The sequence below is a fragment of the Halomonas denitrificans genome (genome assembly GCF_003056305.1).
Classification (GTDB): Bacteria; Pseudomonadota; Gammaproteobacteria; order Pseudomonadales; family Halomonadaceae; genus Halomonas; species Halomonas denitrificans.
The window spans coordinates 474,530-498,171 of record NZ_PYVX01000002.1 but is presented as its reverse complement, the minus strand read 5'-3'; the positions used below and the strand labels follow the sequence as shown (position 1 = coordinate 498,171).

24 protein-coding genes are annotated in these 23,642 nt (G+C 71.6%); 7 read left to right on the top strand and 17 right to left on the bottom strand.

Annotated features, from left to right (window positions below):
- Positions 1–4 precede the first annotated feature (4 nt).
- Complete coding sequence (locus C9F13_RS08415; RefSeq protein ID WP_108445784.1) at positions 5–2,614, bottom strand: ABC transporter permease; 2,610 nt, start codon at positions 2,612–2,614, stop codon at positions 5–7.
- On the bottom strand, positions 2,611–3,327 hold the full coding sequence (locus C9F13_RS08410) for an ABC transporter ATP-binding protein (RefSeq protein WP_108445783.1): 717 nt from the start codon (positions 3,325–3,327) through the stop codon (positions 2,611–2,613). Before C9F13_RS08410 ends, C9F13_RS08415 begins: the two co-directional genes overlap by 4 nt.
- On the opposite strand from C9F13_RS08410, the gene C9F13_RS08405 reads away from it, so the two are divergent.
- On the top strand, positions 3,326–4,015 hold the full coding sequence (locus C9F13_RS08405; protein ID WP_245888735.1) for an arylesterase: 690 nt from the start codon (positions 3,326–3,328) through the stop codon (positions 4,013–4,015). The two genes, C9F13_RS08410 and C9F13_RS08405, sit on opposite strands and share 2 nt — an antisense overlap.
- Here the strand turns inward: C9F13_RS08405 and C9F13_RS08400 are convergent.
- Together C9F13_RS08400 and C9F13_RS08395 are read right to left on the bottom strand one after the other, a co-directional pair.
- Positions 4,006–4,896 (bottom strand): DMT family transporter, encoded by an 891-nt coding sequence (locus tag C9F13_RS08400; RefSeq protein ID WP_108445782.1) that lies wholly within the window; start codon positions 4,894–4,896, stop codon positions 4,006–4,008. The two genes, C9F13_RS08405 and C9F13_RS08400, sit on opposite strands and share 10 nt — an antisense overlap.
- A gap of 11 nt (positions 4,897–4,907) precedes the next feature.
- Positions 4,908–5,177: an Rdx family protein gene (locus tag C9F13_RS08395; protein WP_108445781.1), complete on the bottom strand. Its 270-nt coding sequence runs from the start codon at positions 5,175–5,177 to the stop codon at positions 4,908–4,910.
- 246 nt (positions 5,178–5,423) lie between these two features.
- On the opposite strand from C9F13_RS08395, the gene C9F13_RS08390 reads away from it, so the two are divergent.
- The 6 genes from C9F13_RS08390 (at position 5,424) to C9F13_RS08365 (ending at position 12,074) form a co-directional block, all read left to right on the top strand.
- A complete protein-coding gene (locus C9F13_RS08390) occupies positions 5,424–6,500 on the top strand; it encodes a YkvI family membrane protein (protein ID WP_211310935.1) in 1,077 nt (358 codons plus the stop codon).
- Positions 6,501–6,566: 66 nt separating this feature from the next.
- The gene (locus tag C9F13_RS08385; RefSeq protein WP_108445779.1) at positions 6,567–7,880 is read left to right on the top strand and encodes an MFS transporter; all 1,314 of its coding nucleotides are present in this window, start codon (positions 6,567–6,569) and stop codon (positions 7,878–7,880) included.
- 115 nt (positions 7,881–7,995) lie between these two features.
- Positions 7,996–8,430, top strand: coding sequence for a PAS domain S-box protein (locus C9F13_RS08380; protein ID WP_108445778.1), 435 nt, complete (start codon positions 7,996–7,998; stop codon positions 8,428–8,430).
- Between the two features lie 195 nt (positions 8,431–8,625).
- Positions 8,626–8,853 carry a PA3496 family putative envelope integrity protein gene (locus tag C9F13_RS08375; protein ID WP_108445777.1) on the top strand — a complete coding sequence of 76 codons (228 nt, stop codon included), beginning with the start codon at positions 8,626–8,628 and terminating at the stop codon, positions 8,851–8,853.
- Between the two features lie 90 nt (positions 8,854–8,943).
- Entirely contained in the window at positions 8,944–10,605 is a 1,662-nt protein-coding gene (gene ettA, locus C9F13_RS08370) for an energy-dependent translational throttle protein EttA (RefSeq protein WP_108445776.1), read from the top strand.
- A gap of 131 nt (positions 10,606–10,736) precedes the next feature.
- Positions 10,737–12,074, top strand: a complete 1,338-nt coding sequence (locus C9F13_RS08365; RefSeq protein ID WP_108445775.1) for a DUF2254 domain-containing protein — start codon at positions 10,737–10,739, stop codon at positions 12,072–12,074.
- A 105-nt stretch (positions 12,075–12,179) separates the two neighbouring features.
- Here the strand turns inward: C9F13_RS08365 and C9F13_RS08360 are convergent, their stop codons facing one another.
- The 13 genes from C9F13_RS08360 to C9F13_RS08300 form a co-directional block, all read right to left on the bottom strand.
- Positions 12,180–12,446, bottom strand: coding sequence for a hypothetical protein (locus C9F13_RS08360; protein ID WP_157955184.1), 267 nt, complete (start codon positions 12,444–12,446; stop codon positions 12,180–12,182).
- A gap of 281 nt (positions 12,447–12,727) precedes the next feature.
- Entirely contained in the window at positions 12,728–13,645 is a 918-nt protein-coding gene (lpxL, locus tag C9F13_RS08355; RefSeq protein ID WP_108445773.1) for an LpxL/LpxP family Kdo(2)-lipid IV(A) lauroyl/palmitoleoyl acyltransferase, read from the bottom strand.
- Between the two features lie 22 nt (positions 13,646–13,667).
- Positions 13,668–14,771, bottom strand: a complete 1,104-nt coding sequence (alr, locus tag C9F13_RS08350) for an alanine racemase (protein WP_108445772.1) — start codon at positions 14,769–14,771, stop codon at positions 13,668–13,670.
- A gap of 213 nt (positions 14,772–14,984) precedes the next feature.
- The gene (gene rpoS / locus C9F13_RS08345) at positions 14,985–15,998 is read right to left on the bottom strand and encodes an RNA polymerase sigma factor RpoS (protein WP_108445771.1); all 1,014 of its coding nucleotides are present in this window, start codon (positions 15,996–15,998) and stop codon (positions 14,985–14,987) included.
- Between the two features lie 125 nt (positions 15,999–16,123).
- Positions 16,124–17,266 carry a peptidoglycan DD-metalloendopeptidase family protein gene (locus C9F13_RS08340; RefSeq protein ID WP_108445770.1) on the bottom strand — a complete coding sequence of 381 codons (1,143 nt, stop codon included), beginning with the start codon at positions 17,264–17,266 and terminating at the stop codon, positions 16,124–16,126.
- Positions 17,259–18,230, bottom strand: coding sequence for a DUF368 domain-containing protein (locus C9F13_RS08335; protein WP_425432874.1), 972 nt, complete (start codon positions 18,228–18,230; stop codon positions 17,259–17,261). The genes C9F13_RS08340 and C9F13_RS08335 overlap by 8 nt, the downstream gene beginning before the upstream one ends.
- A gap of 70 nt (positions 18,231–18,300) precedes the next feature.
- Positions 18,301–18,936, bottom strand: a complete 636-nt coding sequence (locus C9F13_RS08330; RefSeq protein ID WP_425432873.1) for a protein-L-isoaspartate(D-aspartate) O-methyltransferase — start codon at positions 18,934–18,936, stop codon at positions 18,301–18,303.
- 19 nt (positions 18,937–18,955) lie between these two features.
- Positions 18,956–19,702, bottom strand: a complete 747-nt coding sequence (gene surE / locus C9F13_RS08325; RefSeq protein WP_108445767.1) for a 5'/3'-nucleotidase SurE — start codon at positions 19,700–19,702, stop codon at positions 18,956–18,958.
- Positions 19,702–20,817, bottom strand: coding sequence for a tRNA pseudouridine(13) synthase TruD (gene truD, locus C9F13_RS08320; protein WP_108445766.1), 1,116 nt, complete (start codon positions 20,815–20,817; stop codon positions 19,702–19,704). Before truD ends, surE begins: the two co-directional genes overlap by 1 nt.
- Positions 20,810–21,301 (bottom strand): 2-C-methyl-D-erythritol 2,4-cyclodiphosphate synthase, encoded by a 492-nt coding sequence (ispF, locus tag C9F13_RS08315; protein ID WP_108445992.1) that lies wholly within the window; start codon positions 21,299–21,301, stop codon positions 20,810–20,812. Before ispF ends, truD begins: the two co-directional genes overlap by 8 nt.
- On the bottom strand, positions 21,301–22,053 hold the full coding sequence (gene ispD / locus C9F13_RS08310; RefSeq protein WP_108445765.1) for a 2-C-methyl-D-erythritol 4-phosphate cytidylyltransferase: 753 nt from the start codon (positions 22,051–22,053) through the stop codon (positions 21,301–21,303). The genes ispF and ispD overlap by 1 nt, the downstream gene beginning before the upstream one ends.
- Positions 22,050–22,400, bottom strand: coding sequence for a cell division protein FtsB (gene ftsB, locus C9F13_RS08305; protein ID WP_108445764.1), 351 nt, complete (start codon positions 22,398–22,400; stop codon positions 22,050–22,052). Before ftsB ends, ispD begins: the two co-directional genes overlap by 4 nt.
- Before the next feature lie 87 nt (positions 22,401–22,487).
- On the bottom strand, positions 22,488–23,624 hold the full coding sequence (locus C9F13_RS08300; RefSeq protein WP_108445763.1) for a GNAT family N-acetyltransferase: 1,137 nt from the start codon (positions 23,622–23,624) through the stop codon (positions 22,488–22,490).
- Between the last annotated feature and the right edge of the window lie 18 nt (positions 23,625–23,642).

Here is a 23,642-nt window from a genome sequence, read left to right as displayed (position 1 = left end):
CACCTCAGGCCTCGCCGAGCAGGCCGAGGCTCGCCGCCGGGGCCTGGCGACGCAGGCCCCGGGAGAGCAGGTGGCCGATGACGCCGATCAGCACGGCCCCCGCCACCGGAAGGATCAGCCAGAGCTCCCAGTGGAGCCGCGGCGCCAGGTCGAACCAGGCGAGGTAGATCCCGGCGGCGGCGAGCTCCGCCAGCAGCGCGCCCATCAGGCCGCTGGCCAGGCCCAGCACGGCGAACTCGGCCGCCTGCATCCGCGAGAGCAGCCGGTTGCCGGCGCCGAACACCCGCAGCAGGCCGCTCTCGTGGGCGCGAACCGGCAGGCTCGCGGTCAGCGACGCATAGAGCACGCTGATGCCGGCCAGCAGCACGAAGGCGAGCACCAGCTCCACCGCCCGGGTGACCTGGGTCAGCACCTCTCGCACCTGGGCGAGAATCGCCTCCACGTCGAGCAGGGTGACCCCGGGGAACTCCCGCACCAGCTCGCGCAGCAGGTCGCGGTCGTCGTCGCCGAGGTGGAAGGCGGTGATGAAGCTGTGGCCGAAGCGCTCCAGCACCCCGGGCGGAAAGATCACGTAGAAGTTGGGCCGGAAGCTCTCCCAGTCGAGGCTGCGCAGGCTCGTCACCTCGCCGACCACCTCGTCGCTGCCGATGGTGAAGGTCAGCCGATCCCCGAGGGCGAGGCCGAGCCGTTCGGCCAGGCCGTCCTCCACCGAGATCGGCACCGCCGCATCGCCGGCCCTCGCACCCTCGGCCGCCGGGCGAGGCTCGGCGGCCACCTCGTCGAGCCAGCCCGTGGTCTCGCCGTCGGCGGCGAACCACTCGCCGGCCACCACCCGGTTGCCCTCGGGCAGGGTCTCGCGCCAGGTCAGGTTGAGCTCGCGACGCAGGGCGTTGTCGCCGCGGGACTCGGCCGGCACCACCTCCTGGGGGAGCTCGCCGTCGATGGCGCTGATGCGCCCGCGGACCATGGGGTAGAGGGCGCTGCGGGCGTCCGCGGCGCCGGCCAGCGCCGCCTCGAAGGCGTCCCGTTCCTGGGGCTGGATATTGATGGCGAAGTGGTTGGGCGTCTCTTCCGGCAGCTGGGCCTGCCAGGTGGCGAGCAGGTCGCCGCGTACCAGGGCGATCATGGCCACGGCGAAGAAGGTCACCGAGAAGGCCAGCAGCTGGCCGAGGCTCGCCCGGCGGCGCCGCGCCAGCTGCTGGCCGCCCAGGCGCACGGCCGTGATCAGCCCCTCCGCCCTGCCGCTCTCCCAGGGCAGCCGCGCGGTGGCGCGCAGCACCAGGGCCAGGAGCATCCCGCCGAGCCCCCAGAGCACCGCCAGCATCACCAGGCCGCCGAGCAGCAGGCCGGCCGCGAGCCCCGGGTCGCCGGAGTAGAGCCACAAGAGGCCGCCGAAGACCAGCGCCGCCACGCCCACCACCAGCCAGGCGGAGGGCGGCAGCGGGTCGAGCTCGCGGCGCAGCACCTTGAGGGCGCTGACGCGCTTCAGGCGCAGGAGGGTCGGCCCGGCGAAGCCGACCAGCACCGCCAGGGCGGTGAAGACCCCGAGCCACAGCGGCAGCATCCCCGGCGCGGGCAGGCTGAAGGGCAGGAAGGCCGCGAGCAGGCGCACCAGCAGCGCCTGTCCGGCCAGCCCCAGCAGCGCGCCGAGCGCCGAGGCGGCCAGCGCCAGCCAGGCGAGCTGCAGCACGAAGAGCCGCAGCAGCTCGCGCTGGGTGGCGCCGAAGCAGCGCAAGAGCGCCGCGGTGTCGAGGTGGCGATCGACGTAGCGGCGGGTCGACATGGCCACGGCCACCCCGGCCAGCAGCACGGCGGCGAGCCCCGCCAGGCCCAGGTACTTCTCGGCCCGCGCCAGGGCGTTGCCCAGCGAGGGCCGGTCGCGGCGCACGTCGCGCACCTCCACGCCCTCGCGGCGCAGCCGCTCGAGCAGCGGCTCGACCCGCGCCACCGCCTCGGCGCTGCCGGCGGCCAGCAGCTCGAACTCCACCCGGGAGCCCTCCTGGACGAGGCCGGTGGCGTCGAGGTCGTCGACGTGCATCATCAGCCGCGGATTGAAATTGCCGAAGCCGGCCGACTGGTCGGGCTCGCGCTCGATGATCCCGCCGACCGCGAGCTCGGTCTGGCCCAGGCGGATCCGATCGCCCACCTCGAGCTCCATCAGCAGCGCCAGGCGCGGCGCCACCCAGGCCTCCCCCGGCGCCGGCCCGTGGGCCAGCGCCTCGACGCCGTTGCCGCGATCCACCCGGGCCGTGCCGTAGTGGGGGTAGACGCCATCGACGACCTTGAGGCTCGCCGGCTGGAAGGCGTCGCCGCGGCTGACCATGGAGACCATGTCGATCTGGTCGGAGAGCACGAGGCCCGCCTCCTCGAGGGCCTCGCGAACCTCGGTGCCGAAGGGGCGTCCCTGCTCCAGCACCACGTCGCCGCCGGAGAGCTGGCCGGCCTGGCGGGTCAGGCCGCGGTCGAGGCGATCGAGGAAGAAGCCGATCATGGTGGAGGCCGCCACGGCCAGCGCCAGGGCCAGCGCCAGGGCGCGCACGTCGGAGGCGCGCAGGTCGCGGAGCAGGCCGCGCGCCGAGAGGCGCAGCAGGGTCGGCCAGGCGGTGCGGCTCATGCCATCACCTCCTCGGGGGCCATCTCGACCAGCCGGCCGCCCTCCAGGCGCAGGCAGCGATCGCAGCGCCGCGCCAGGGCGTGGTCGTGGGTCACCAGCACCAGGGTGGTGCCGGCCTCACGGTTGAGGGCGAAGAGCGCCTCGATGATGCGCTCGCCAGTGACCGGGTCCAGGTTGCCGGTGGGCTCGTCGGCGAACACCAGCTCGGCCCCGGTGACGAAGGCCCGGGCCAGGGCCACCCGCTGCTGCTCGCCGCCGGAGAGCTGCTTGGGCAGGTGATCCAGGCGCTCACCGAGGCCGACGCGCTCGAGCCACTCCCGGGCCCGCGCCTCGGCGCCGGGGCTCGGCGAGAGCTCCAGCGGCAGCAGCACGTTCTCGAGCGCCGTCAGGGTCGGCAGCAGCTGGAAGTTCTGGAACACGAAGCCCACCCGCCCGGCACGCAGCGCGGCGCGGCCGTCCTCGTCGAGTTCGCCGAGCGAGCGGCCGAACAGCGCGAGTTCCCCGCCGCTGGGCGTGTCCAGCCCGGCCAGCAGCCCCAACAGGGTCGACTTGCCGGCGCCGCTCTGGCCGAGGATCGCCACGCTCTCCCCGGGGAACACCGACAGCGATAAACCACTCAGAATGGTCAGTCGCCGCTCACCGCTCTCGACCTGCTTGGCGAGCGCGTCGGCGTGTAGAATCGGATCGATACCCGGGCGAGAGGAGATGGACATGGCGAAGGGCTTCCCTGTGAATGCGTTGGGCCGGCAGGCGGCGCTGACACGCTCCGCGCTTTGGCTGGCGCTGGTGCTGATGCTGGCCGGTTCCACGGCGCTGGCGGCGTCGCGCCCGGTGGTGCTGGTCATGGGCGACAGCCTCAGCGCGGCCTACGGCATCGAGCAGGGGGCCGGCTGGGTCAGTCTGCTGCAGGCCCGCCTGGACGGAAAGGCGCGCGTCGTCAACGCCAGCATCAGCGGCGAGACCACCAGCGGCGCCGCCGCCCGGCTTCCCGACCTTCTCGGACAGCATCGCCCCGAGATCGTTGTCCTCGAGCTCGGCGGCAACGACGGCCTGCGCGGGCTGCCGCCGGGGCAGATGCGCGCCAACCTGGCGGCGATGATCGAGCAAAGCCAGGCGGCGGACGCCGAGGTGCTGCTGCTCGGCATCGACATCCCGCCCAACTACGGCCAGGCCTACCGCGACGCCTTCACCGGCGTCTTCACGCGGCTCGCCGACCGCCACGACCTGCCGCTGGTGCCCTTCCTGCTCGAGGGCGTGGCCCTCGACGAGGAGCTGATGCAGGACGACGGCATTCATCCCACCGCCGAGGCCCAGCCGGTGATCCTCGAGAACGTCTGGCCCGCGCTCGCGCCGCTGCTCGAAGAGAGCGGCGTGGCGCTGGCCGCACTCGCTCAGGACTGAGGCGCCGGCACCGGGCTCTTCTGCCACTGCTGCAGCCCCAGGCCGCCGAGGATCAGCACCAGGCCCACCAGGGTGGAGGGCAGGATCGGCTCGCCCACCACCAGGTAGAGGAGCAGCAGCGAGACCGGCGGCGAGAGGAAGATCAGGTTCGAGACCTTCGCCGTGCGCGACACCTTGTGCACGGCGAGCTGCCAGAGCACGAAGGCGATGCCCATCTCGAAGAGCCCCACGTAGACCCCGGCGCCGAGTCCCGCCCAGCCGTGCCACTCGAGGCCGGGGCCGAACAGCAGCAGCAGCGTCAGTACCGGCACCCCTACGCTGAAGTTCTGCCACTGGCCGACCAGCGCCGGCCGATGATCCCGGGCGTTGAGCAGCCAGTAGAGCGCCCAGAGCAGCGTCGAGGCGAGCGCCAGGCCGACCCCCAGCGGGTCGGCGAAGGCGACGTCGAAGACCGCGCCGCGGGTGGCGATGACCCATACCCCCGCGTAGGCGATCAGCCCGGCGACCACGTCCATGCGGGTCAGGCGCTGGCCCAGCAGCGGCACGGCCAGGAAGGCCATGGCCAGCGCCCAGGTGTAGTTGAGCGCCATCGCCTCCTGGCCCGGCAGGCGATCGTAGGCGGCGAAGAGCACCAGGTAGTAGGCCACCGGGTTCATCAGCCCCGCCCAGGCCGCGGTGCGCCAGCCGCGCCGCAGTGCCTGGCGCAGCAGGCCCTGGCGCGCCACCAGCACGCCCATCAGCGCCCAGGAGACCAGCGAGGCGAGCCACATCAGCTCCAGCGGCGACATGTAGGCGAGCGCGACCTTGAAGGCGGTGGCCACGGTGGACCAGAGCGCCACCGCACCCAGGCCGAAGAGCATCGCCTGACGATCTTGAGCCATGATCGACGGACTCATCGGTCGATGTGCCCGAGATCGCGGTCGGGGTCGAGGCGGTCGCGCACCGCCTGCTTGAGCGCCTTGACGTCGGGGAAGCCGCCGTCGCGCTTGCGCTCCCAGAGGGAGGCCTCGTCGAGGAAGATCTCGAAATAGCCGCCGTGCGAGGGCACCAGCTCGACGCCGTCGAGGTCCTCGCCGAAGGTCGACAACAGCTCCTGGGCGTACCAGGCGCTGCGCAGCAGCCACTGGCACTGAGTGCAGTAGTGAATTCTGATACGTGACACGATCCTTCCCTGTCGCAACGCTGAGTATGGACACCTCATCCTAAGGCAAGCGTGCGGCACTGTCTGTGCCCTCCCTCCCCGGCCACCCCGCCCTTGCTTCGCCCGTTCGGGCGCGTCTACCACCTTTGGCGAAGATACGCCGCGAAACTCCGTATCCTAAAATAAACCCTGTTTCCTATAAGAAAAAACCAACCCAACGACCCATACCAGCAAGGAATCCGGCGAATCATGTGGAAAATACTCAAAATGGCCAGCGCCTTCATCGGCGTCATCGTGGGCGCAGGCTTCGCTTCGGGCCAGGAGGTGCTGCAGTACTTCACCAGCTTCGGGCACTGGGGCACCGCCGCGGCGGCGGTCGCCACGGCGCTGTTCGCCTACCTGGGCATGATGCTGACCCGGCTGGGCAGCCGCTTTCACACCCGCTCCCACCGGGACGTGATCTACCGGATCAGCGGTCGCCATATCGGCCGTATCGTCGACTACGTGATCATCTTCACGCTGTTCGGCGTGGGGGTGGTGATGCTGGCCGGCGCCGGCTCGATCCTCGAGCAGCAGTTCGGCCTCCCGCCCGCCGTGGGCAGCGTGCTGATGACGGTGCTGGTGGGCGTCACGGTGATGCTCGACGTCGAGCGGGTGGTGGCGATGATCGGCAGCATCACGCCGCTGCTGGTGCTGGCGCTGGTGGCGGCCTGCGGCTATAGCCTGCTCACCCTGGAGCGCGGCTTCGACGAGCTGGCGCCGCTGGCCGAGGCGCTGCCCTCGACCCTGCCCCACTGGCTGGTCTCGGCGGTCAACTACGTGTCGTTCAACATCGCCGTGGGCGCCGCCATGGCGCTGGTGATGGGCGGCGCCGAGGAGGACGAGCGCATCGCCGGCTGGGGCGGGCTGCTCGGCGGCGCGGGCATCGGGGTGCTGATCTTGGTCAGCCACCTGGCGCTGTTCTCCCAGGTCGAGGCGGTCGCGGGCTACGCCATGCCGATGCTCTCGATCATCGACGCCATCTCGCCGTGGCTGTCGACGCTCATGTCCTTCATCCTCTTCGGCATGATCTTCAGCACCGCCACCAGCATGTTCTACGCCTTCATCGCCCGCTTCGTGGCGCTGCGCACCCCCACCGCCCGGCGCTTCGGCCTGGCGACGCTGGCGGTAGGCTTCGTGGCGAGCTTCGCCGGCTTCACCCAGCTGGTGGCGTTCTTCTATCCGCTGATCGGCTACCTGGGGCTGTTCCTGGTCGGCGCCCTGCTGCTGTCGCCGATCACCCTGCGCCAGGGCGAGCCGGGCGAGGCGTCGCTCGCCGCGAGCCCCGCCGGCGGACGCGGCTAGCCGGGGTGACAAGCGCCGGCGATGCCGCAACAATGTCGCCCATTACCGACGGCGAAAGGAGTGCGCATGGCCGCCCCCGAGATCAGCCAGACCCGCCTCTACGAGTGGCTCACCGGCGACGAGGACAGCCGGATGTGTCGGGACATCCCCGACGAGGCCTGCCGGGAGCAGCCGCGCAACTTCTTCCTGCACCTCGTCGCCTCGCTGGGCAACAAGCTGGCCGACGAGCTCGCCAGCGCCCGGCTGGTGCTGCCCTGGCTCCTCGGGCTGATCGGCGCGCCGCTGTGGATGGTCGGCCTGCTGGTGCCGATCCGCGAGGCCGGCGCCCTGCTGCCCCAGGTGTTCATCGCCGGCTTCATCCGCCTCAAGCCCGAGCGCAAGTGGGTCTGGGTGCTCGGCGGTACCCTCCAGGCGATCGCCGCGGGCCTGCTCGCCCTGCTGGCCCTGTTCGGCCAGGGCGGCCTCGGCGGGGCGCTGGTGCTCGGCGTGCTGGTGGTGCTGTCGCTGGCCCGGGGCCTGTCGTCGATCGCCACCAAGGACGTGCTGGGCAAGACCATCTCCAAGCAGCGCCGCGGCACCCTGATGGGCTGGAGCGGCAGCGTGGCGGGGGGCGTCACCCTGGCCGCCGGTGGCGTGCTGGTGCTGCTCGGCGATCGCCCGGGGGAGCTGGCGCTGGCCGCCCTGCTCGGCGTCGCCGCACTGGGCTGGGCCGTCAACGCGCTGTGCGCGGCGCGCATCGAGGAGGTGCCCGGCGCCGTGAAGGGCGGCGAGAACGCCTGGGAGAGCGTCAGGACGGGCCTGCACCTGCTGCGCGACGACCGTGACTTCCTGCACTTCAACCTTGCCCGCGCCCTGCTGCTGGCCAGCGCCCTGGCGCTGCCCTACGTGGCGCTGCTGGGCCAGGAGCAGAGCGGCGCCGAGCTCGGCGGGCTGGGCATCCTGATCGTCGTCTCGGGGGTGGCCGGCATGCTGGCGAGCCCGGTGTGGGGCAAGCGCACCGACGCCTCGAGCCGGCGGGTGATGCGCGACGGCGGCCTCGGCACCGCCGCCGGCTGCCTGCTCGGCGCGGCCTTCGCCTGGTGGCCGGCGGCCTGGAGCGAGACCGTCTGGCCCTACGCGCTGGTCTATGCGCTGCTGGTGATCGTCCACGCCGGCGTGCGGCTGGGGCGCAAGACCTACGTCGTCGACATGGCCGGGGCCGACAACCGGGCCCTCTATGTGGCACTCTCCAATACGCTGACCGGCGTGCTGATGCTGGCCGTGGGCGGCCTCGTCGGCCTGCTGGCCCAGTGGCTCGGCAGCGCCGGGCTGCTGGCCGTGCTGGCCCTGATGGGCCTGGCCGCCGCCGCCAGCGCCCAACGCCTGCCCGAGGTGGAGTGATCGGCGCGCCGCGCGCGTTGAAATCCCGCCGCCGGCTGGCCATGATACCGCTAATATCCCCGCCCCTGCCGACGCCTGGATGCGCGCCGGGGGCATCGCGACAGGAAGCCCCTGCATGAAACGATCCCCGCTGATCAGCCCGGAACTGCTGGAACGCATCGTCGATGCCTCGGAGGACGGCATCGTGGTCGCCGAGCAGGAGGGCGACGAGAACATCCTGATCTACGTCAACCAGGGCTTCGAGCGCCTCACCGGCTACAGCGCCGACGAGATCCTCTACCAGGACTGCCGCTTCCTGCAGAACGAGGACCGCGACCAGCCCGGGCTCGATGCCATCCGCCTCGCCCTCAAGGAGGGACGCCCCTGCCGCGAGGTGCTGCGCAACTACCGGAAGGACGGCACCCTCTTCTACAACGAGCTCTCCATCACGCCGGTGCACGACGAGGACGACAACCTCAACTACTACATCGGCGTGCAGAAGGACGTCACCGAGCGGGTCGAGGCGCAGCAGGAGCTCGAGCGGCTCAAGGCCGAGCACGGCCTCTCCTGAGCCCGCCCCGGCGCCCGCCCGGGGCGCGCGAAAAAACTCCCGCCAGGGGCTTGTTCTCCTCCCGCCGTGACGATATATAGCCAGCAGGCAAGAGGTATTGCCGCTGGCGCTTCAGGCTCCCCGCCGGGGACGCGAAGCGATCGATCGCCGTGCCGACGGCTCGAGCCCTCGGCCCAGGCCATGGGAGGACTTCGCATGAGCCATGAACCCCTTCTCGACACCCCCTTCGACGACGACCAGGACTACCTGAGCGCCGATAACGACGAACCCGCCCAGACGCGCCCGACGAGTCGCGCCGACACCCTGCGGGCGCGACGCCGCGTGGAGGCGCTGATCGAGGAGCGCCGCCTGCACCGCGCCATCGCCGACGACTGGTCCCTCGATGACGCCCTCGAGGAAGAGGAAGAAGAAGAGGAGGAGTAAGCCTCTCCAGCGCCCGCGGGGAGGCTGGTCTTTGCCGCCCCCGGGCTCTATCATCGTGGCCACCGAAATCCCCCAACCAAGTGGCTCTACATGGCGCAATACGTCTACACCATGAACCGGGTGGGCAAGGTCGTGCCCCCCAAGAAGCAGATCCTCAAGGATATCTCGCTGTCGTTCTTCCCGGGCGCCAAGATCGGCGTGCTGGGCCTCAACGGCGCCGGCAAGTCGACGCTGCTGCGCATCATGGCCGGCGTCGACACCGAGTTCGAGGGTGAGGCGCGCCCCATGCCGGGCATCAATGTCGGCTACCTGCCCCAGGAACCCCAGCTCGACGACGACAAGAACGTCCGCGAGACCGTGGAGGAGGCGCTGGGCGAGATCAAGGAGGCCCAGGAGAAGCTCGACGCCGTCTACGCCGCCTATGCCGAGCCGGACGCCGACTTCGACGCCCTGGCAGCCGAGCAGGCGCGCCTGGAGAACATCATCGAGGCCTCCGACGCCCACAACCTCGACCGCAAGCTCGAGGTGGCGGCCGAGGCGCTGCGCCTGCCCGCCTGGGACGCCCGCGTCGGCCACCTCTCCGGGGGCGAGCGCCGCCGCGTCGCGCTCTGCCGCCTGCTGCTCTCCAACCCGGACATGCTGCTGCTCGACGAGCCCACCAACCACCTGGACGCCGAGTCGGTGGCCTGGCTGGAGCGCTTCCTGCACGACTACAGCGGCACCGTGGTGGCGATCACCCACGACCGCTACTTCCTCGACAACGTGGCCGGCTGGATCCTCGAGCTCGACCGCGGCCAGGGCATCCCCTTCGAGGGCAACTACTCCGGCTGGCTGGAGGCCAAGGAGAAGCGCCTCGAGCAGGAGGCCAAGCAGGAGGCCTCCAAGAACAAGGCCATCAAGCAGGAGCTGGAGTGGGTGCGCTCCAACGCCAAGGGTCGCCAGGCCAAGAGCAAGGCGCGCCTCAACCGCTTCGAGGAGATGCAGTCCGGCGACTTCCAGAAGCGCAACGAGACCAACGAGATCTACATTCCGCCCGGCCCGCGCCTGGGCGACAAGGTCATCGAGTTCCACGACGTGGCCAAGGCCTTCGACGGCAAGCTGCTCTACGAGAACCTGGACTTCGCGGTGCCGCCCGGCGCCATCGTCGGCATCGTCGGCGGCAACGGCGCCGGCAAGTCGACGCTGTTCAAGCTGATTACCGGCCAGGAGCAGCCCGATCGCGGCGAGGTGGTGATCGGCGAGACCGTCGACATCGCCTACGTCGAGCAGCTGCGTGACGCCCTCGACGACAAGCAGACGGTGTGGGAGGCGGTCTCCGACGGCCAGGACATCCTCAACATCAACGGCTACGAGGTCTCCTCGCGGGCCTATGTCGGTCGCTTCAACTTCAAGGGCAACGACCAGCAGAAGCGCCTCAACGAGCTCTCCGGCGGCGAGCGCGGGCGCCTGCAGCTGGCCCAGACCCTCAAGCAGGGCGCCAACGTGCTGCTGCTCGACGAGCCGTCCAACGACCTGGACATCGAGACCCTGCGCGCGCTGGAGGAGGCGCTGCTGGCCTTCCCCGGCTGCGCCCTGGTGATCTCCCACGACCGCTGGTTCCTCGACCGCATCGCCACCCACATCCTCGCCTTCGAGGGCGACTCCCACGTGGAGTTCTTCGCCGGCAACTACACCGAGTACGAGGCGGACCACAAGAAGCGCGTCGGCAACGACACGCCGCACCGCATGAAGTACAAGCGCATCGACGCCTGATCGAGCGCTGTCGCGACCCGACCGCCCCCTCGCCCACCGGCAGGGGGCGGTTTGCATTGTGGGGGCGAGGGAGGGGTTGTCCCAGGCGCCCCGGCGGGCCATAAGGGGACTCGTCCCGCGAGGAGTCGCCCATGAACCGCTCGATGATCTGGCCCGTGCGCCTGCTCAAGGCCTTCCGGCAGAGCATTGCCTACCTGCCCACCCTGCTGGCGCTGGCCTACGGCCTGGCGAGCCTCGCCGCCCTGCTGCTGCCGATCTCCGACGAGCGGCTGCCGACCCTGCTCACGCTGCTCGGCCTCGAGGCGCCGGAGAAGACCCAGGCGCTGCTCGCCGCCCTGCTCGGCGGCATGATCTCGCTGATGGTCTTCAGCTTCTCCATGGTGATGTCGGTGCTCTCCCAGGCCGGCGGACAGTTCTCCCACAAGCTGGTGTTCGGGCTGGTCTCGGAGCGCCCGCACCAGTGGGTGCTGGGCCACTACCTGGGCACCATCCTCTTCATCCTGATGCTGCTGATGGTGCCGGACGTGGCCGAGGGCGAGGCGACCTGGCGCTCACTGGCGATCTACCTGGCCTGCGCCATGGTCATCCACTGCCTGGCGCTGTTCGTCTACTTCATCCACAACGCCTCGATGTCGATCCAGATCGACGCCGTGGCCACCGACCTGCACCGCACTACGCTTGCCTCGATGCACGCCCTGCAGCGCCGCCAGCAGGGCCGGGAGTGGCGCCTGCTCGGCGTCGCCCCGACCTCGGGCGATCCTCGCCACCCCGTGGCCGCCCGGCGCGCCGGGTACCTGCAGAATGCCGACCTCAGCGCCCTGGCCGCGCTGGCGCGCCGGGTCGACGGCGTGGTGCACCTGCACTTCCGCTTCGGCGACTACGTGGTGGAGGGGCTGCCGATCCTAACGCTTGAGGCCGCGAGCCCACCCGAGGCGGCCTGGTGCGAGGAGGCCCGCGCCGCCCTGGTCTACATGGAGGGCGAGGCGATCACCGAGCACCACGTGTTCGGCATGACCCAGCTGATGGAGATCGCCTTGAAGGCGCTCTCGCCGGGCATCAACGACCCCGGCACCGCCCGGCTCTGCCTGCATCGCCTGACCGACCTGCTGCGCCGGCGCCTCGAGTGGCAACCCTGCAATGCGCGCTTCGATGGCGACGGGCGCTGCCGGGTGACCTGGCGGGTGGAGGACTTCGAGAGCCTGCTCTACCGGCTCTTCCAGCCCATCCTGCACCACGGCCGGCACGACCTGAGCATCGGCCTGGGCGTGCTCAAGGCGCTCAAGACACTGTCGCTGTTCGCCGAGCCCCGGGAGCTCGCGCTGCTGCAGGCCCATGCCGATCGGGTGCTGGAGACGCTCGCCGGGGCGGTGCGCCATCCGCTGGATCGCCGCTTCGTCTCGGCGCGCCTGGACGACGGCCTGCACCGGCTCCGGCTGCCGGCCGCCCTGCCCGGCCGGCAGGGCGGCTGAGCCACGTCGGGCCGCACGCCCCGGGTGGCCGCCTTTGCGGCCAGGCAGCTCGCCCGGTCGCAAGACAGCGCATGATCCGGCGCCTCGGGGCGTTCGGCGCTCGGATCACTCGTAGTCGGTCAGGCCGTCTCGCAGCCGATAGTGCTCCGCCGTGAAGAGCAGCCGGATCGCGCTGCGGCGCTGGGCGGCGGTGGCCGCCGGATCGGACAGGAACGCGAGGCCGTCCGAGTCGTCGAATCCCGGCCCGCTGCAGGTGATGTCCCGGGGGGCGGACGCGACGTCGGGATCACGATCGGCCAGGGGCGCGGCCCAGGCGGAGGATGCGAGCAGGGATGACGCGAGGCAAACACCGATCAGGGTTGAGCGTTGCATGACGAGACACTCCTCGAGGAAGCACCCGAGCCCGTGGCGTCTCATGTGAGGGGCGCCAGTCCAGCAGCCGGGGTGCAGAAAAGGACAAGCACCGTGCGAACGGCCATGACCGTCTGGCGTCGGGGGAGAGGTATCGCGTGCGAAAAGTGGCCCGGTAACACCGCGGCCGAGGTTCCTGGCGCTTTGCCTGTCAGCCGGTGTCGGCGGAGAGTGGCGTTGGCCGATTCAGTATAGTCCCTTGTCGGCCAGGCACCCGTGCAGAGCGCTCGAGGAGGGTCGCCTCAGTAGAGCTTCGCCTCGCCCCGCGGGCGGGTCTTGAAGCGCCGGTGCAGCCACAGGTACTGCTCGGGGTGACGGCGGATCGCCGCCTCGATCACCGCGTTGACGCGGCTGGCATCGGCCACCTCGTCGCCGCTGGGGAAGTCCTCGAGGGGCGGCAGGTACTCCAGGGTGTAGGTGCGATCGTCCGGATTGCGATGGAAGATCAGCGGTATCACCGGCGCCCCGGTCATGCGCGCGATGCGCGCGGTCATGCGCACCGTGGCCGCCTCGACGCCGAAGAAGGGCGCGAAGACGCTGGCCTCGCGGCCGAAGTCCTGGTCCGGCGAGTACCAGACCGCATGGCCCGCCTTGATGCGGCGCACCACGCCGCGCAGGTCGTGACGGTCGAGGATCGCATCGAAATACGGGGCCCGGGCGCGCGCCATGAAGCGGTCGAAGAGCGGGTTGTCGTGGGGGCGCTGCACGGCATCGGCGCGAAAGTAGAGCGCATGCAGGGCAGCTCCCAGGTCGAGGGTCGAGAAGTGCACCCCGAGGATCAGGGCGCCCCGCCCCTGGGCCTGCAGCCGCGCCATGTGCTCCTGCCCGCGGAAGATCACCCGATGGCGCAGGTGCTCGTGGTCCCGGCACCAGCCGGTGGCCGTCTCGACCAGGCCGATGCCGTTGGCGATGAAGCTCTCCCGCACCAGGGCGGCCTGCTGATCGGCATCGCGCTCCGGGAAGCAGAGCCGGATATTGGTCTCGGTGATGTGCCGGCGGCGCCCGGCGAAGCGCCAGGCGGCCAGGCCGATGGCCCGGCCGATCCACAGCTTGAGGCGCCAGGGCAGCCAGGCCACCGCGTACATGGCCCCGATGCCGAGCCAGGCGGGCCAGTAGCGCGGGTGGGCGAAGGAGGTCTGGGGGGTGTCGTCCTTGGACATGCGGCTTCCCGTGGGTCGGCGATCAGTCCGCGCCATGATAGCGCCTGGGCACCCTCGGCAGCACCCCCGTGAGCAGGGTGTAGCTGATGGTGTCGCAGTGGCGGGCCACCTCGTCCACCGACAGCACCTCGCCGTTCGCCGCCCGGCCCCACAGCACCACCTCGCTGCCGATGTCGGCCTCGGGGATATCGGTGAGGTCCACGGTGAGCATGTCCATGGAGACCTTGCCGGCGATCGCCGTGCGCCGGCCGTTGACCAGCACCGGAGTGCCGTCGGCCGCGTGGCGGTCGTAGCCGTCGCCGTAGCCCGCCGCCACCACGCCGATCCGCGAGGGGCGCGGCGCCCGCCAGCGCCCGCCATAGCCCACCGGCTCCCCCGCCTCGAGCTCACGGACGGCGATGATCGCCGAGCGCAGGGTCATCACCGGGGCGAGGCGACGGCTCGCCGCGTTGGCGGCCTCCAGCGGGTCGCTGCCGTAGAGCATCACCCCGGGCCGGTTCCAGGCGCCGTGGGAGGCGGGCCAGGCGAGGGTGGCGGGCGAGTTGGCCAGGCAGGTGGGCGCGCCGAGCCGCTCGGCCAGGGCCGCCAGCAGCCCGAGCTGCTGCTCGAAGTAGTCGCCTTCCCGGGCATCGGCGGTGGCGAAGTGGCTCATCAGGTGCAGGTCGCAGGCGTGCGCCGGCGCGGCGGCGAGCCGCGCCCAGACCGCCTCGGCCTGCTCCGGCGGGAAGCCCAGGCGGTGCATCCCCGAGTCCACCTTGACCCACACCGGAATGGGACGGGCGGGCCGGTAGGCGAGCAGCGCCTCGAGCTGCCACTCGCTGTGCACCGCCATCCACAGCCCCAGCGCCTCGACCCGCTCGAGCTCGGCGGCCTCGAAGATGCCCTCGAGCAGCACGATGGGCGCGGTGATGCCCCCCTCGCGCAGCGTCTCGGCCTCCTCGAGGCAGGCCACGGCGAAGGCCGGTGCCAGGTCCTCGAGGGCGCGGGCACAGCGCAGCGCGCCGTGCCCGTAGGCGTCGGCCTTGATCACGGCGACGGAGCGGCTGTGGGGGGCCTGGTCACGGGCCAGGCGGTAGTTGTGACGCAGGGCGTCGAGGTCGATGTCGGCAATCAGCGGCCGGGCCATGATCGGAATCCTGTCGCGTCGAGGGGAAAACAGTAATTATCCCTCAATCGCTCCGGGAGTTCATGGCAAAAGACGCCACATCCGACCAGCAAACCAGGCATTCCTCTGGCCAAGGAGCTCATGAGCAGTGGAAACGACTGCCACGAACGAGGCGAGGCCGACCGCCCACCCGCGAGCGTGGGGCGGCCCGCGTCGCGCGGACCGCCCCGGGGATCACTCGAAGATGGCGTCCAGCGAGAGACCCTGCTTGTCGAGCATGCGGCGCAGCTTCTTCAGAGCCTCCACCTGGATCTGGCGGACCCGCTCGCGGGTCAGGCCGATCTCCTCGCCGACCTGCTCGAGGGTCGCGGCCTCGTGGCCGCGCAGGCCGAAGCGGCGCACCACCACCTCCATCTGCTTCTCGGTGAGCTCGGCCAGCCACTCGTCGACGTGCTGACGAACGTCGCCGTCGACCAGGGTCGACTCGGGGCCCTGGTCGTTGTCGTCGGCCAGGGTCTCGATCAGCGGCTTGTCGCTCTCGCTGCCCATCGGGTAGTCGACGGAGGAGACCCGCTCGTTGAGGCCCATCATCTTCTTGACGGTCTCCACCGGCTTGTCGAGGTAGTCGGCGACCTCCTCGGCGGTGGCCTCGTGGTCGAGCTTCTGGGTCAGCTCGCGGGCCGCCCGCAGGTAGATGTTGAGCTCCTTGACCACGTGGATCGGCAGCCGGATGGTGCGGGTCTGGTTCATCAGCGCCCGCTCGATGGTCTGGCGGATCCACCAGGTGGCGTAGGTCGAGAAGCGGAAGCCGCGCTCGGGATCGAACTTCTCGACGGCGCGGATCAGGCCGAGGTTGCCCTCCTCGATGAGGTCGAGCAGGGTGAGGCCGCGGTTGAGGTAGCGCCGGGCGATCTTCACCACCAGGCGCAGGTTGGACTCGATCATCCGCGAGCGGCCCAGCGGATCGCCCTTGCGGGCCAGCCGCCCGAAGAAGACCTCCTCCTCGGGCGTCAGCAGCGGCGAGAAGCCGATCTCGTTGAGATAGATCTGGGTGGCATCGAGGCTGTGCCGATGGTGGCGGTCCTCGCGGCTCAGGGCCTTCTCGAAGGCGTCCTCGTCGCCGCTCAGCGTCTCCTCTTCCTCCTCGTCGATCTCCTCGCGATCGTCCTCCGCCTCGACAGTGTCATCGTCCGCCTCTTCGGCGGACGCCAGATTCACATCCTGAAGGTCCCGTTCAAGCATGCTCATCGATTCCTACCCCATGGTTGCGACCGGGCGCCGTAGGTCCATGGCCGGACGATCGACGCACGAGATTATTATTGTTGAGAGCCCCGGAGCTTCTGCCTCGGGTGGTGGCCGCCGCCGACCGGGGGTCAGCGCTTCGGCAGATACTCCAGAGGATCCTGAGGCTGGCCGTCCTTGCGCACCTCGAAGTGCAGCCTGACATCCTCGGCATCGCTGTCACCCATGGTGGCGATGACGTCGCCGGCCTCGACCACATCGTTCTCCTCGACGTGGAGGGTCTGGTTGTGGGCGTAGGCGCTGAGGAACTGGTCGTTGTGCTTGAGCAGGATCAGGTTGCCGTAGCCCCTGACGCCGCTGCCCGCGTAGACCACGATCCCCGGCCCGGCTGCCTTGACAGACTGCCCCTTTTGACCAGCGATATCAATGCCGGCGGTGATGCTGCTGCCCTCGCCGAAACGGCCGACCACCTCACCGGGCGCGGGCCACTGCCAGGGCACCTCCGCCACCGGGGTGTAGCGACGCTCGTCGCTCGCCGGGGCGTCGGGCTCGCCGGCCACCGAGGCTCCCTCGTCGGTGGCTGCCGGGGCCTCGCCGCTCGCGTCGGACGACGCCTGGGCGGTCTGCTCGGCGCCCTCCTCGGCGGTCGGCCCGGCGCGCTCGGCGCCCTCCTCCTGGGCCTGGGCGTCGCGCTCGCGCCGTTCGGCCAGGTCGCGCTCGCTCAACTCGCCATCCGCCCCGGGGCTGTCGTAGCTGTAGACCGGGCCCGGGCCCGATTCCTCAGTGCCCGAGGCGTCATCGGCGCCGGCGTCGGCCGCTCCATCGCTGGCGTCCTCCTGGGACGAGCGCTCGGCCGCCAGGCGCCGGTTGCGCTCGATGGCGCTCTCGTCGGGCATCAGCCAGTCGAGGTCCTCGCCGCTGGCCGAGGCCGCGCCGCCGAGGCCGGTCGCCACCACGCCACCGCCCTGCGCGTCGGCCTGGCCGGACGCCGCGGCGCCGCCCGCCCCGTCGCCGCCGAGCGTCAGCGTCTGGCCGGGCTCGATGCGATAGGGCGGCCCGATGCGGTTGAGGCGCGCCAGGTCGCGATAGTCCATGTCGTGGCGCCAGGCGATGCCGTAGAGGGTGTCCCCCGCCTCGACGGTGTACTGGGCGGGGCGAGTGTCCGCGCGAGCGGCCGAGAGGTCGCGGACCTGGACCGGCACGCTGTCGCCCTGCTGGGCGGCGCAGCCGGCCAGCGCCAGCGCCAGCCCGGAAATCAGAAATACCTTATGCATCGGAGCCTTCCTCCTTGTCAGCACCTTGTCGGGGTCCGGCGGTCGCCGCGCGGCGGGCGGCCGGGGGCGCGGCCTCGGCGCCGGCGGAGCGGTTGGCCCAGCCGAGCAGCAGCACCAGGGCGGCACCGGCCAGCATCAGGGCGGCCACCGCCAGCAGCTGGGCGGGCTCGCCGGTCAGCTCGGCGAAGTCGGCCGGGGTCAGATAGCGATAGTCGAGGGGAATCATCTGGCCCTCGGCGCCGAGCTGGTAGCGTACCAGTTCGCGCCACGGCCAGAGTACCGGCAGCGAGCCGATGATGAAGCCGACCAGCAGCTGCAGGGTGGCGGTATGGTGATGACGCAGGAGCCAGGAGAGCAGCCGCGAGAAGCCGAACAGGCCCACCAGGCAGCCCGCGCCGAACAGCGCCAGAAGCCCCAGGTCGACGCTGCGGATGCCCTCCATCACCGTGCCGTAGAGCCCCATGGTCAGCAGCAGGAAGCTGCCCGACACGCCGGGCAGCAGCAGCGCGCTGATGGCGATGGCACCGCCCACCACCAGCACCAGGTCGGGCTGGCCGAGCTGGGCGACCAGCGGCATCAGCGACGGCAGGCCGTGGGCCAGCAGCAGGCCGACGGCCAGCGGCACCAGGTGCCACCAGCGCCAGTCGTCCGGGTGGCGGCTGACCACCACGGCGGAGGCGGCCACCAGGCCGAAGAAGAAACCGTTGAGCAGCAAGGGGTAGTCCTCGATCAGCCAGACGACCAGGTGCGCCACGCTGAACAGGCTCAGGAAGATGCCGGCCAGCAGCGGCAGCATGAAGGCCAGGTTGAGGTGCAGCGCGAGACGCGCAAGCCCCCCCTGCCGCCACGCCACGAAGGCACTCGGCCCGAACTGCTTGATGGTGTGGATCAGCTCCTCATAGATGCCGGTGACGAAGGCGATGGTGCCGCCGGAGACGCCGGGGACTGCATCGGCGGCCCCCATGCCGGCGCCCCTGAAAAAGATCCCGAAATGACGCTTCACAGCCGACTCCTTTCAACGAATGACGCCCTGCTCACCGGATGACCCCCTCCAGCAGGGGCACGAAGCGCACCGGCTCCAGCCGCTCGCTGGCGAAGCCGTCACCACGCCGGCGCACCCGGGTCAGCCACTGACTGCCGTCCGGCTGGGCCAGCGGCGTGATCAGCACCCCCTCCTCGCCGAGCTGGTCGAGCAGCGGCCCGGGCAGCTCGCGGGCGCAGGCGGTCAGCAGGATGACGTCGAAGGGCGCCTCCTCCGACCAGCCGTGGCCGCCATCGGCCAGGCGCAGCCGGACGTTGCTCGCCTCGAGCCCGCGCAGCCGCTCGGCGGCGCGACGGTGCAGGGCATTGATCCGTTCCACCGACCAGAGTTCCGCGACCAGCCGCGACAGCACCAGGGTCTGGTAGCCGGAGCCGGTGCCGACCTCCAGCACCCGGGCGGGGGCCTCCTGGATCACGAGCTCGGTCATCCGCGCCACCATCCAGGGCTGGGAGAGGGTCTGGCCGTGGCCGATGGGCAGCGAGGTGTCCTCGTAGGCGCGATGCGACAGCGCCTCGTCGAGGAACAGATGGCGCGGCTCGCGGGCCATGACCTCCAGCACGCGGCGGTCGCGCACGCCCTGATCGGCGAGGCGGCGTACCATGCGGTCCCGGGTTCGCTGCGATGTCATGCCGACACCGCGCAGCAGTTCAGATGAGGGCATCCAGCCAGTCCTGCACGTCGTCGCGCGCTGCGTGCCGGGTCAGGTCGGTCTGCAGCGGCGTGATGGAAACATAGCCCGCCTCGACGGCGGCGAAATCGGTGTCCGGGCCGTCGTCGGCGTTCTCGCCCGCGGCGGCGATCCAGTAGCGCAGCCGGCCGCGGGGATCGCGCACCTCCAGGGGGCGCGCTGCCGGGCCGCGATGGCCCATGCGGGTGACCTTGAAGCCGCGCAGCTCGTCCCAGGGCAGGTCCGGCACGTTGACGTTGAGCAGGCTGCGCGGCGGCAGCGAGAGCCGGTCGGCCGCGCCCACCAGGCTCGAGGCGACCCGCCCGGCGGTCTCGAAGTGGCGCGAGCCGACCAGCGACATGGCGATGGCCGCCATGCCCAGGTTGCGCCCCTCCATGGCGGCCGCCACGGTGCCGGAGTAGAGCACGTCGTCCCCCAGGTTGCCACCGTGGTTGATGCCCGAGATCACGAGGTCAGGGCGCTCGTCCCAGACGCCGTTGACGCCCAGGTAGACGCAGTCCGCCGGGGTACCGTCGACGCTGTAGAAGCCGTTGTCGAGGGACGACAGCGCCAGCGGCCGGCTCAGGGTGAGCGAGTTGCTCGCCCCGCTCTTGTCGCGGTCGGGCGCCACCACCCGCAACTTGGCATGGGGCAGCAGGGCGTCGTAGAGGGCGCGCAGCCCCGGGGCGTGGACGCCATCGTCGTTGGAAAGCAGCAGTCGGCGCATCAGGGGCTCCTGTCGGGGGACGCGGGGTCGAGGGTCGGATGGGCGATCAGCTCGCGCAGCACGGCGGTGGCGAAGGAGCCCCGGGGCAGGCTGAACGAGAGCCACAGGGCGTCGTCGCCGCGGGTCAGCGCCGGCTCGCCGAGGCGCAGCCGCAGCGCCCGGCGCCCCAGGCGCACCCCGGCCCGCTCGAGCCCGTCGCAGAGGTGCGGGTAGCGCGCGACCACGGCGGCCTCGCGCTCGCCCGCCTCGCCGGTGGCGCGGGAGTCTCCCGAGCCCCACAGCGCGCCGGCCGGATGCAGGTCGAGGCGCGCCGCCCGCTCGCGCAGCTCGGCGAGCGCCTCGGCATCGTCCGGCGCGACGTCGAACTGGCTGGCGCTGCCGTCGAGCATCACTACCTCGCCGGGCAGCGGCGTCGCCCAGCTGCCGTCGCGGATGCGCGCGGCGAGCAGCTCGTTGAACAGGAAGCTGCGCGTCGCCGAGAGCAGCATGCCGTCGCGGTCGTCGCGCTTGCGCCAGCCCCGCGCCAGCACGCCGCGGGCACGCTGCAGGTTGCGCCCGTGGGGGCCGAAGCGCTGGGGGCCGAAGTAGTTGGCGACCCCCTCCCGGCAGAGCCGCTCCCAGCGCGCGGCGACGGTGGCATCCGTTACCGCCGCGCCGGTGAGGCGCAGCGAGAAGCGGTTGGCGCGGTGCACGCCGCGCTTGAGCTTGCGGGGGTGGCGGGCCTGCTCGAGCACCTGGATGCCGCGCGCGGCGAGCCGCTCGGAGAGCCCCTCGGGGGCCTCGCGGCCCGGCAGCTGCACCGAGAGCCACTGGCGGGTCACCGCCACGCGATCCTTCATCCCGGCATAGCCGACCACCCGGGGGGAGACCTCGCAGAGCCGCGCCAGCTCGCGCACCGCCATGGCGGTGGTCAGGTCGCGCTTCTCGATGAAGAGCCAGAGGTGCTCGCCCTCGCCCTCGGGGGCGAAGTCGAGGACCTCCTCGACCCGGAAGTCCTCGGGCGCGGCGCGGTAGTCGCCGGCCGGCGGCGGGCCGAAGGCATCATCCAGCACCCGCGGCCAGGCCGGCGGCCAGTCGATGGCGTCCTGGGCGTGCGCCGCCGCGGCCTCACGCATCGGCGGTCGCCCCCACGCGCATCAGCAGCACCACCGCCTCGGCGGCGATGCCCTCGCCGCGGCCGGTGAAGCCGAGCCGCTCGGTGGTGGTGGCCTTGACGTTGACCGCCGCGGCACCGACGCCGAGGTCCTCGGCGATGCGTTCGGCCATGGTGGCGACGTGGGGGGCGAGCTTCGGCGCCTGGGCGAGCACCGTGGCGTCCAGGTTGCCGACCCGGTAGCCGGCCTCGCGGGCGAGGCCCGCGACATGGCGCAGCAGCGCCCGGCTGTCGGCGCCGGCCCAGGCCGGGTCGGTGTCGGGGAAGTGGCGGCCGATGTCGCCAAGGCCACAGGCGCCCAGCAGGGCGTCGCAGATCGCGTGCAGCAGCACGTCGCCGTCGGAGTGGGCCACGAAGCCGTGGTCGAAGGGCACGGCGACGCCGCCGATCATCAGGTGATCGCCCTCGCCGAAGCGATGGACGTCGAAGCCATGGCCGATTCGCATCATGCGCTGTTCGCCCCCGCCGGGGGCGCCTCGGGTGTCGATGAGGCGGCCTGGGCGGCCTGTTGCTGGGCCAGCAGCACCAGTTCGGCCAGGGCCAGGTCCTCGGGATGGGTGATCTTGAGATTGTCGCGCCGCCCGGCGACCAGCCGCGGCGCCTGCCCGGCGGCCTCCACCGCCGAAGCCTCGTCGGTGACGGGGAGGCCTCGCGCCAGGGCCGCGTCGAGGGCCCGGCGCAGCGGGCCGAAGCGGAAGCCCTGGGGGGTGAGGGCATGCCAGAGCCCCTCGCGGGACTCGGTGGCGGCCACCCGCCCGGCACCGTCGTCGCGCTTCATGGTATCGGCGACCGGCGCGGCCAGCAGTCCGCCCACGGCGTCATCGGCCAGGGTGGCCACCAGGCGCGCCAGGTCCTCGACGGTGACGCAGGGCCGGGCCACATCATGGACCAGCACCAGGTCATCGTCCGCGGCCTCCTGGGCGATGGCGGCCAGGGCCGCGACCACCGAATCGACCCGCTCGGCGCCGCCGGGGGCCCGCCGCCAGTCGGCGAAGGGCACCCAGGCGGGATCGAAATAGGGGTCGTCCGGGTCCAGGCAGAGGCAGAGCCGCGCCTCGGGCAAGGCCGCGTGGAGCCGCGCCAGGGTGCAGGCCAGCACCGTACGGCCGGCCAGCGGCAGGTACTGCTTGGGGCGGTCGGCGCCCATCCGGCGCCCCTGCCCCGCCGCGGGCACCACGAGCCATAGCCGGTCGCTCACGGGCGCGCCTCCGCGCCGGGCGCCGGCAGGCCGACCAGCCCGGCGTTGATCGAGTGGCCGCTGGCGTCCACCGCCACGCCGGGCACCCAGAAGAACTGCTCGTCGGTGCGCACCATGCCGATATCGCTGCGCGCGCGCTCCTCGATGGCATCGAGGCCGGTCTTGAGGTCCACGACCTCGGCGGCGAGACGGGCGTTGCGGTCGCGCAGCGGCTTGTTCTCGGCCTCCAGGGCCGCGACGCGCTGGCGCACCTCGTGAAGCTCGCGAAGCCCGCCCTCGCCGAGCCACAGGCGGAACTGCAGCAGGGCGATGAGCAGGGTGAGCACGATGGCCAGCCACTTCAGCATGCAGGAGAGTCCGTCACGAGGCGTTCGATGGCGGCATTATGCCAGTTTCAGGCGCGATCGGCAGGGCCCGGTCGACGATGCCCGGGATCAGTCGCGTCGAAACGGCAGCGCCGCCTCGGCCGCCGCAGCGTAGGCCTCGACGTGGCGGCGCTCCTCGGCGCAGAAGCGCGCCACGCCGTCGCGCAATCGGGCATCGGTGATGTGGTGCAGCGAGGTGAGCCGCTGCGGCGCGAAGCCCCGGGCGAGCTTGTGCTCCCCCTGGGTGCCGGGATCGAAACGGGTCAGGCCCCGCGCCAGGCAGTGCTCGATGCCCTGGTAGTAGCAGGCCTCGAAGTGCAGGCAGTCGGCGGCGACCTCGCTGCCCCAGTAGCGACCGTAGAGGGTCTTCGTGCCCTGCAGGCAGAGCGCGGCGGCCACCGGCCGGCCCCGGTGGCGGGCCTGGACCAGCAGCAGCGCCTCGGGCAGGGTGCGGCGCAGGCGCTCGAAGAAGTCGAGGCCGAGATAGCCGTGGCGGCCGCGCTCCAGGTAGGTGATCTCGTAGCAGCGGAAGAAGTGCGCCATGGCCGCCGCATCGATGGCCTCTCCCTCCAGGCGGTGAAGAGTCAGGCCCTGCTCGGCCACCAGGCGGCGCTCGCGGCGGATCGCCTTGCGCCGCTTGGCGGTCAGGGCGGCGAGAAAGCCCGCGAAGTCGCCGTAGCCGTGATCCTGCCACTGGAACTGCACCCCCCGGCGCGCCAGCAGCTCGGGGCACGCCGCGCGCCAGGCCGCGACCTCCTCCGCCTCGGCGAACAGCAGGTGCCAGCTCGAGAGCTCCCCCGCCTCCCAGGCCCGGGCCAGCAGCCGACGCGCGGCCCGCGGATCGACATGGGGGGCCAGCGCCAGGCGCGGCCCCGGCGCCGGGGTGAAGGGAATCGCCGAGAGCCCCTTGGGGTAGTAGTCGCCGCCGACGCGCTCCCAGGCCTCGGCCCAGCTCCAGTCGAAGACGTACTCCCCGTAGGAGTGGTGCTTGTGGTAGTGGGGCAGGATCCCGACCAGCGCCTCGCCCTGCCAGAGGGTCAGGTGGCGCGGCACCCAGCCGGTGGCCGGGCTCGCCGCACCGCTGGCCTCCAGGGCGTGCAGGAACTCGTGGCGCAGGAAGGGGTGATCGTCGCCGACCAGGGCGTTCCAGCGCGCCGCCGGCACCGCCTCGATGGCGGACAGCTCGCTCAGGACCAGTTCCGGCATGGGGCCTCCCGGGAAAGC

Bases quoted from the DNA above. Each gene is read 5' to 3' on its own strand.
- C9F13_RS08340 (WP_108445770.1), bottom strand. From the start codon at position 17,266: ATGCATAAGGTATTTCTGATTTCCGGGCTGGCGCTGGCGCTGGCCGGC.
- C9F13_RS08385 (WP_108445779.1), top strand. From the start codon at position 6,567: ATGGCCGCCCCCGAGATCAGCCAGACCCGCCTCTACGAGTGGCTCACC.
- ftsB (WP_108445764.1), bottom strand. From the start codon at position 22,400: ATGCTGAAGTGGCTGGCCATCGTGCTCACCCTGCTCATCGCCCTGCTG.
- C9F13_RS08300 (WP_108445763.1), bottom strand. From the start codon at position 23,624: ATGCCGGAACTGGTCCTGAGCGAGCTGTCCGCCATCGAGGCGGTGCCG.
- ettA (WP_108445776.1), top strand. From the start codon at position 8,944: ATGGCGCAATACGTCTACACCATGAACCGGGTGGGCAAGGTCGTGCCC.
- C9F13_RS08380 (WP_108445778.1), top strand. From the start codon at position 7,996: ATGAAACGATCCCCGCTGATCAGCCCGGAACTGCTGGAACGCATCGTC.
- alr (WP_108445772.1), bottom strand. From the start codon at position 14,771: ATGGCCCGGCCGCTGATTGCCGACATCGACCTCGACGCCCTGCGTCAC.
- C9F13_RS08335 (WP_425432874.1), bottom strand. From the start codon at position 18,230: ATGGGGGCCGCCGATGCAGTCCCCGGCGTCTCCGGCGGCACCATCGCC.
- C9F13_RS08405 (WP_245888735.1), top strand. From the start codon at position 3,326: ATGGCGAAGGGCTTCCCTGTGAATGCGTTGGGCCGGCAGGCGGCGCTG.
- C9F13_RS08390 (WP_211310935.1), top strand. From the start codon at position 5,424: ATGGCCAGCGCCTTCATCGGCGTCATCGTGGGCGCAGGCTTCGCTTCG.
- C9F13_RS08375 (WP_108445777.1), top strand. From the start codon at position 8,626: ATGAGCCATGAACCCCTTCTCGACACCCCCTTCGACGACGACCAGGAC.
- C9F13_RS08365 (WP_108445775.1), top strand. From the start codon at position 10,737: ATGAACCGCTCGATGATCTGGCCCGTGCGCCTGCTCAAGGCCTTCCGG.
- surE (WP_108445767.1), bottom strand. From the start codon at position 19,702: ATGCGCCGACTGCTGCTTTCCAACGACGATGGCGTCCACGCCCCGGGG.
- C9F13_RS08410 (WP_108445783.1), bottom strand. From the start codon at position 3,327: ATGTCCATCTCCTCTCGCCCGGGTATCGATCCGATTCTACACGCCGAC.
- C9F13_RS08400 (WP_108445782.1), bottom strand. From the start codon at position 4,896: ATGGCTCAAGATCGTCAGGCGATGCTCTTCGGCCTGGGTGCGGTGGCG.
- C9F13_RS08330 (WP_425432873.1), bottom strand. From the start codon at position 18,936: ATGACATCGCAGCGAACCCGGGACCGCATGGTACGCCGCCTCGCCGAT.
- lpxL (WP_108445773.1), bottom strand. From the start codon at position 13,645: ATGTCCAAGGACGACACCCCCCAGACCTCCTTCGCCCACCCGCGCTAC.
- truD (WP_108445766.1), bottom strand. From the start codon at position 20,817: ATGCGTGAGGCCGCGGCGGCGCACGCCCAGGACGCCATCGACTGGCCG.
- rpoS (WP_108445771.1), bottom strand. From the start codon at position 15,998: ATGAGCATGCTTGAACGGGACCTTCAGGATGTGAATCTGGCGTCCGCC.
- C9F13_RS08360 (WP_157955184.1), bottom strand. From the start codon at position 12,446: ATGCAACGCTCAACCCTGATCGGTGTTTGCCTCGCGTCATCCCTGCTC.
- ispF (WP_108445992.1), bottom strand. From the start codon at position 21,301: ATGCGAATCGGCCATGGCTTCGACGTCCATCGCTTCGGCGAGGGCGAT.
- C9F13_RS08415 (WP_108445784.1), bottom strand. From the start codon at position 2,614: ATGAGCCGCACCGCCTGGCCGACCCTGCTGCGCCTCTCGGCGCGCGGC.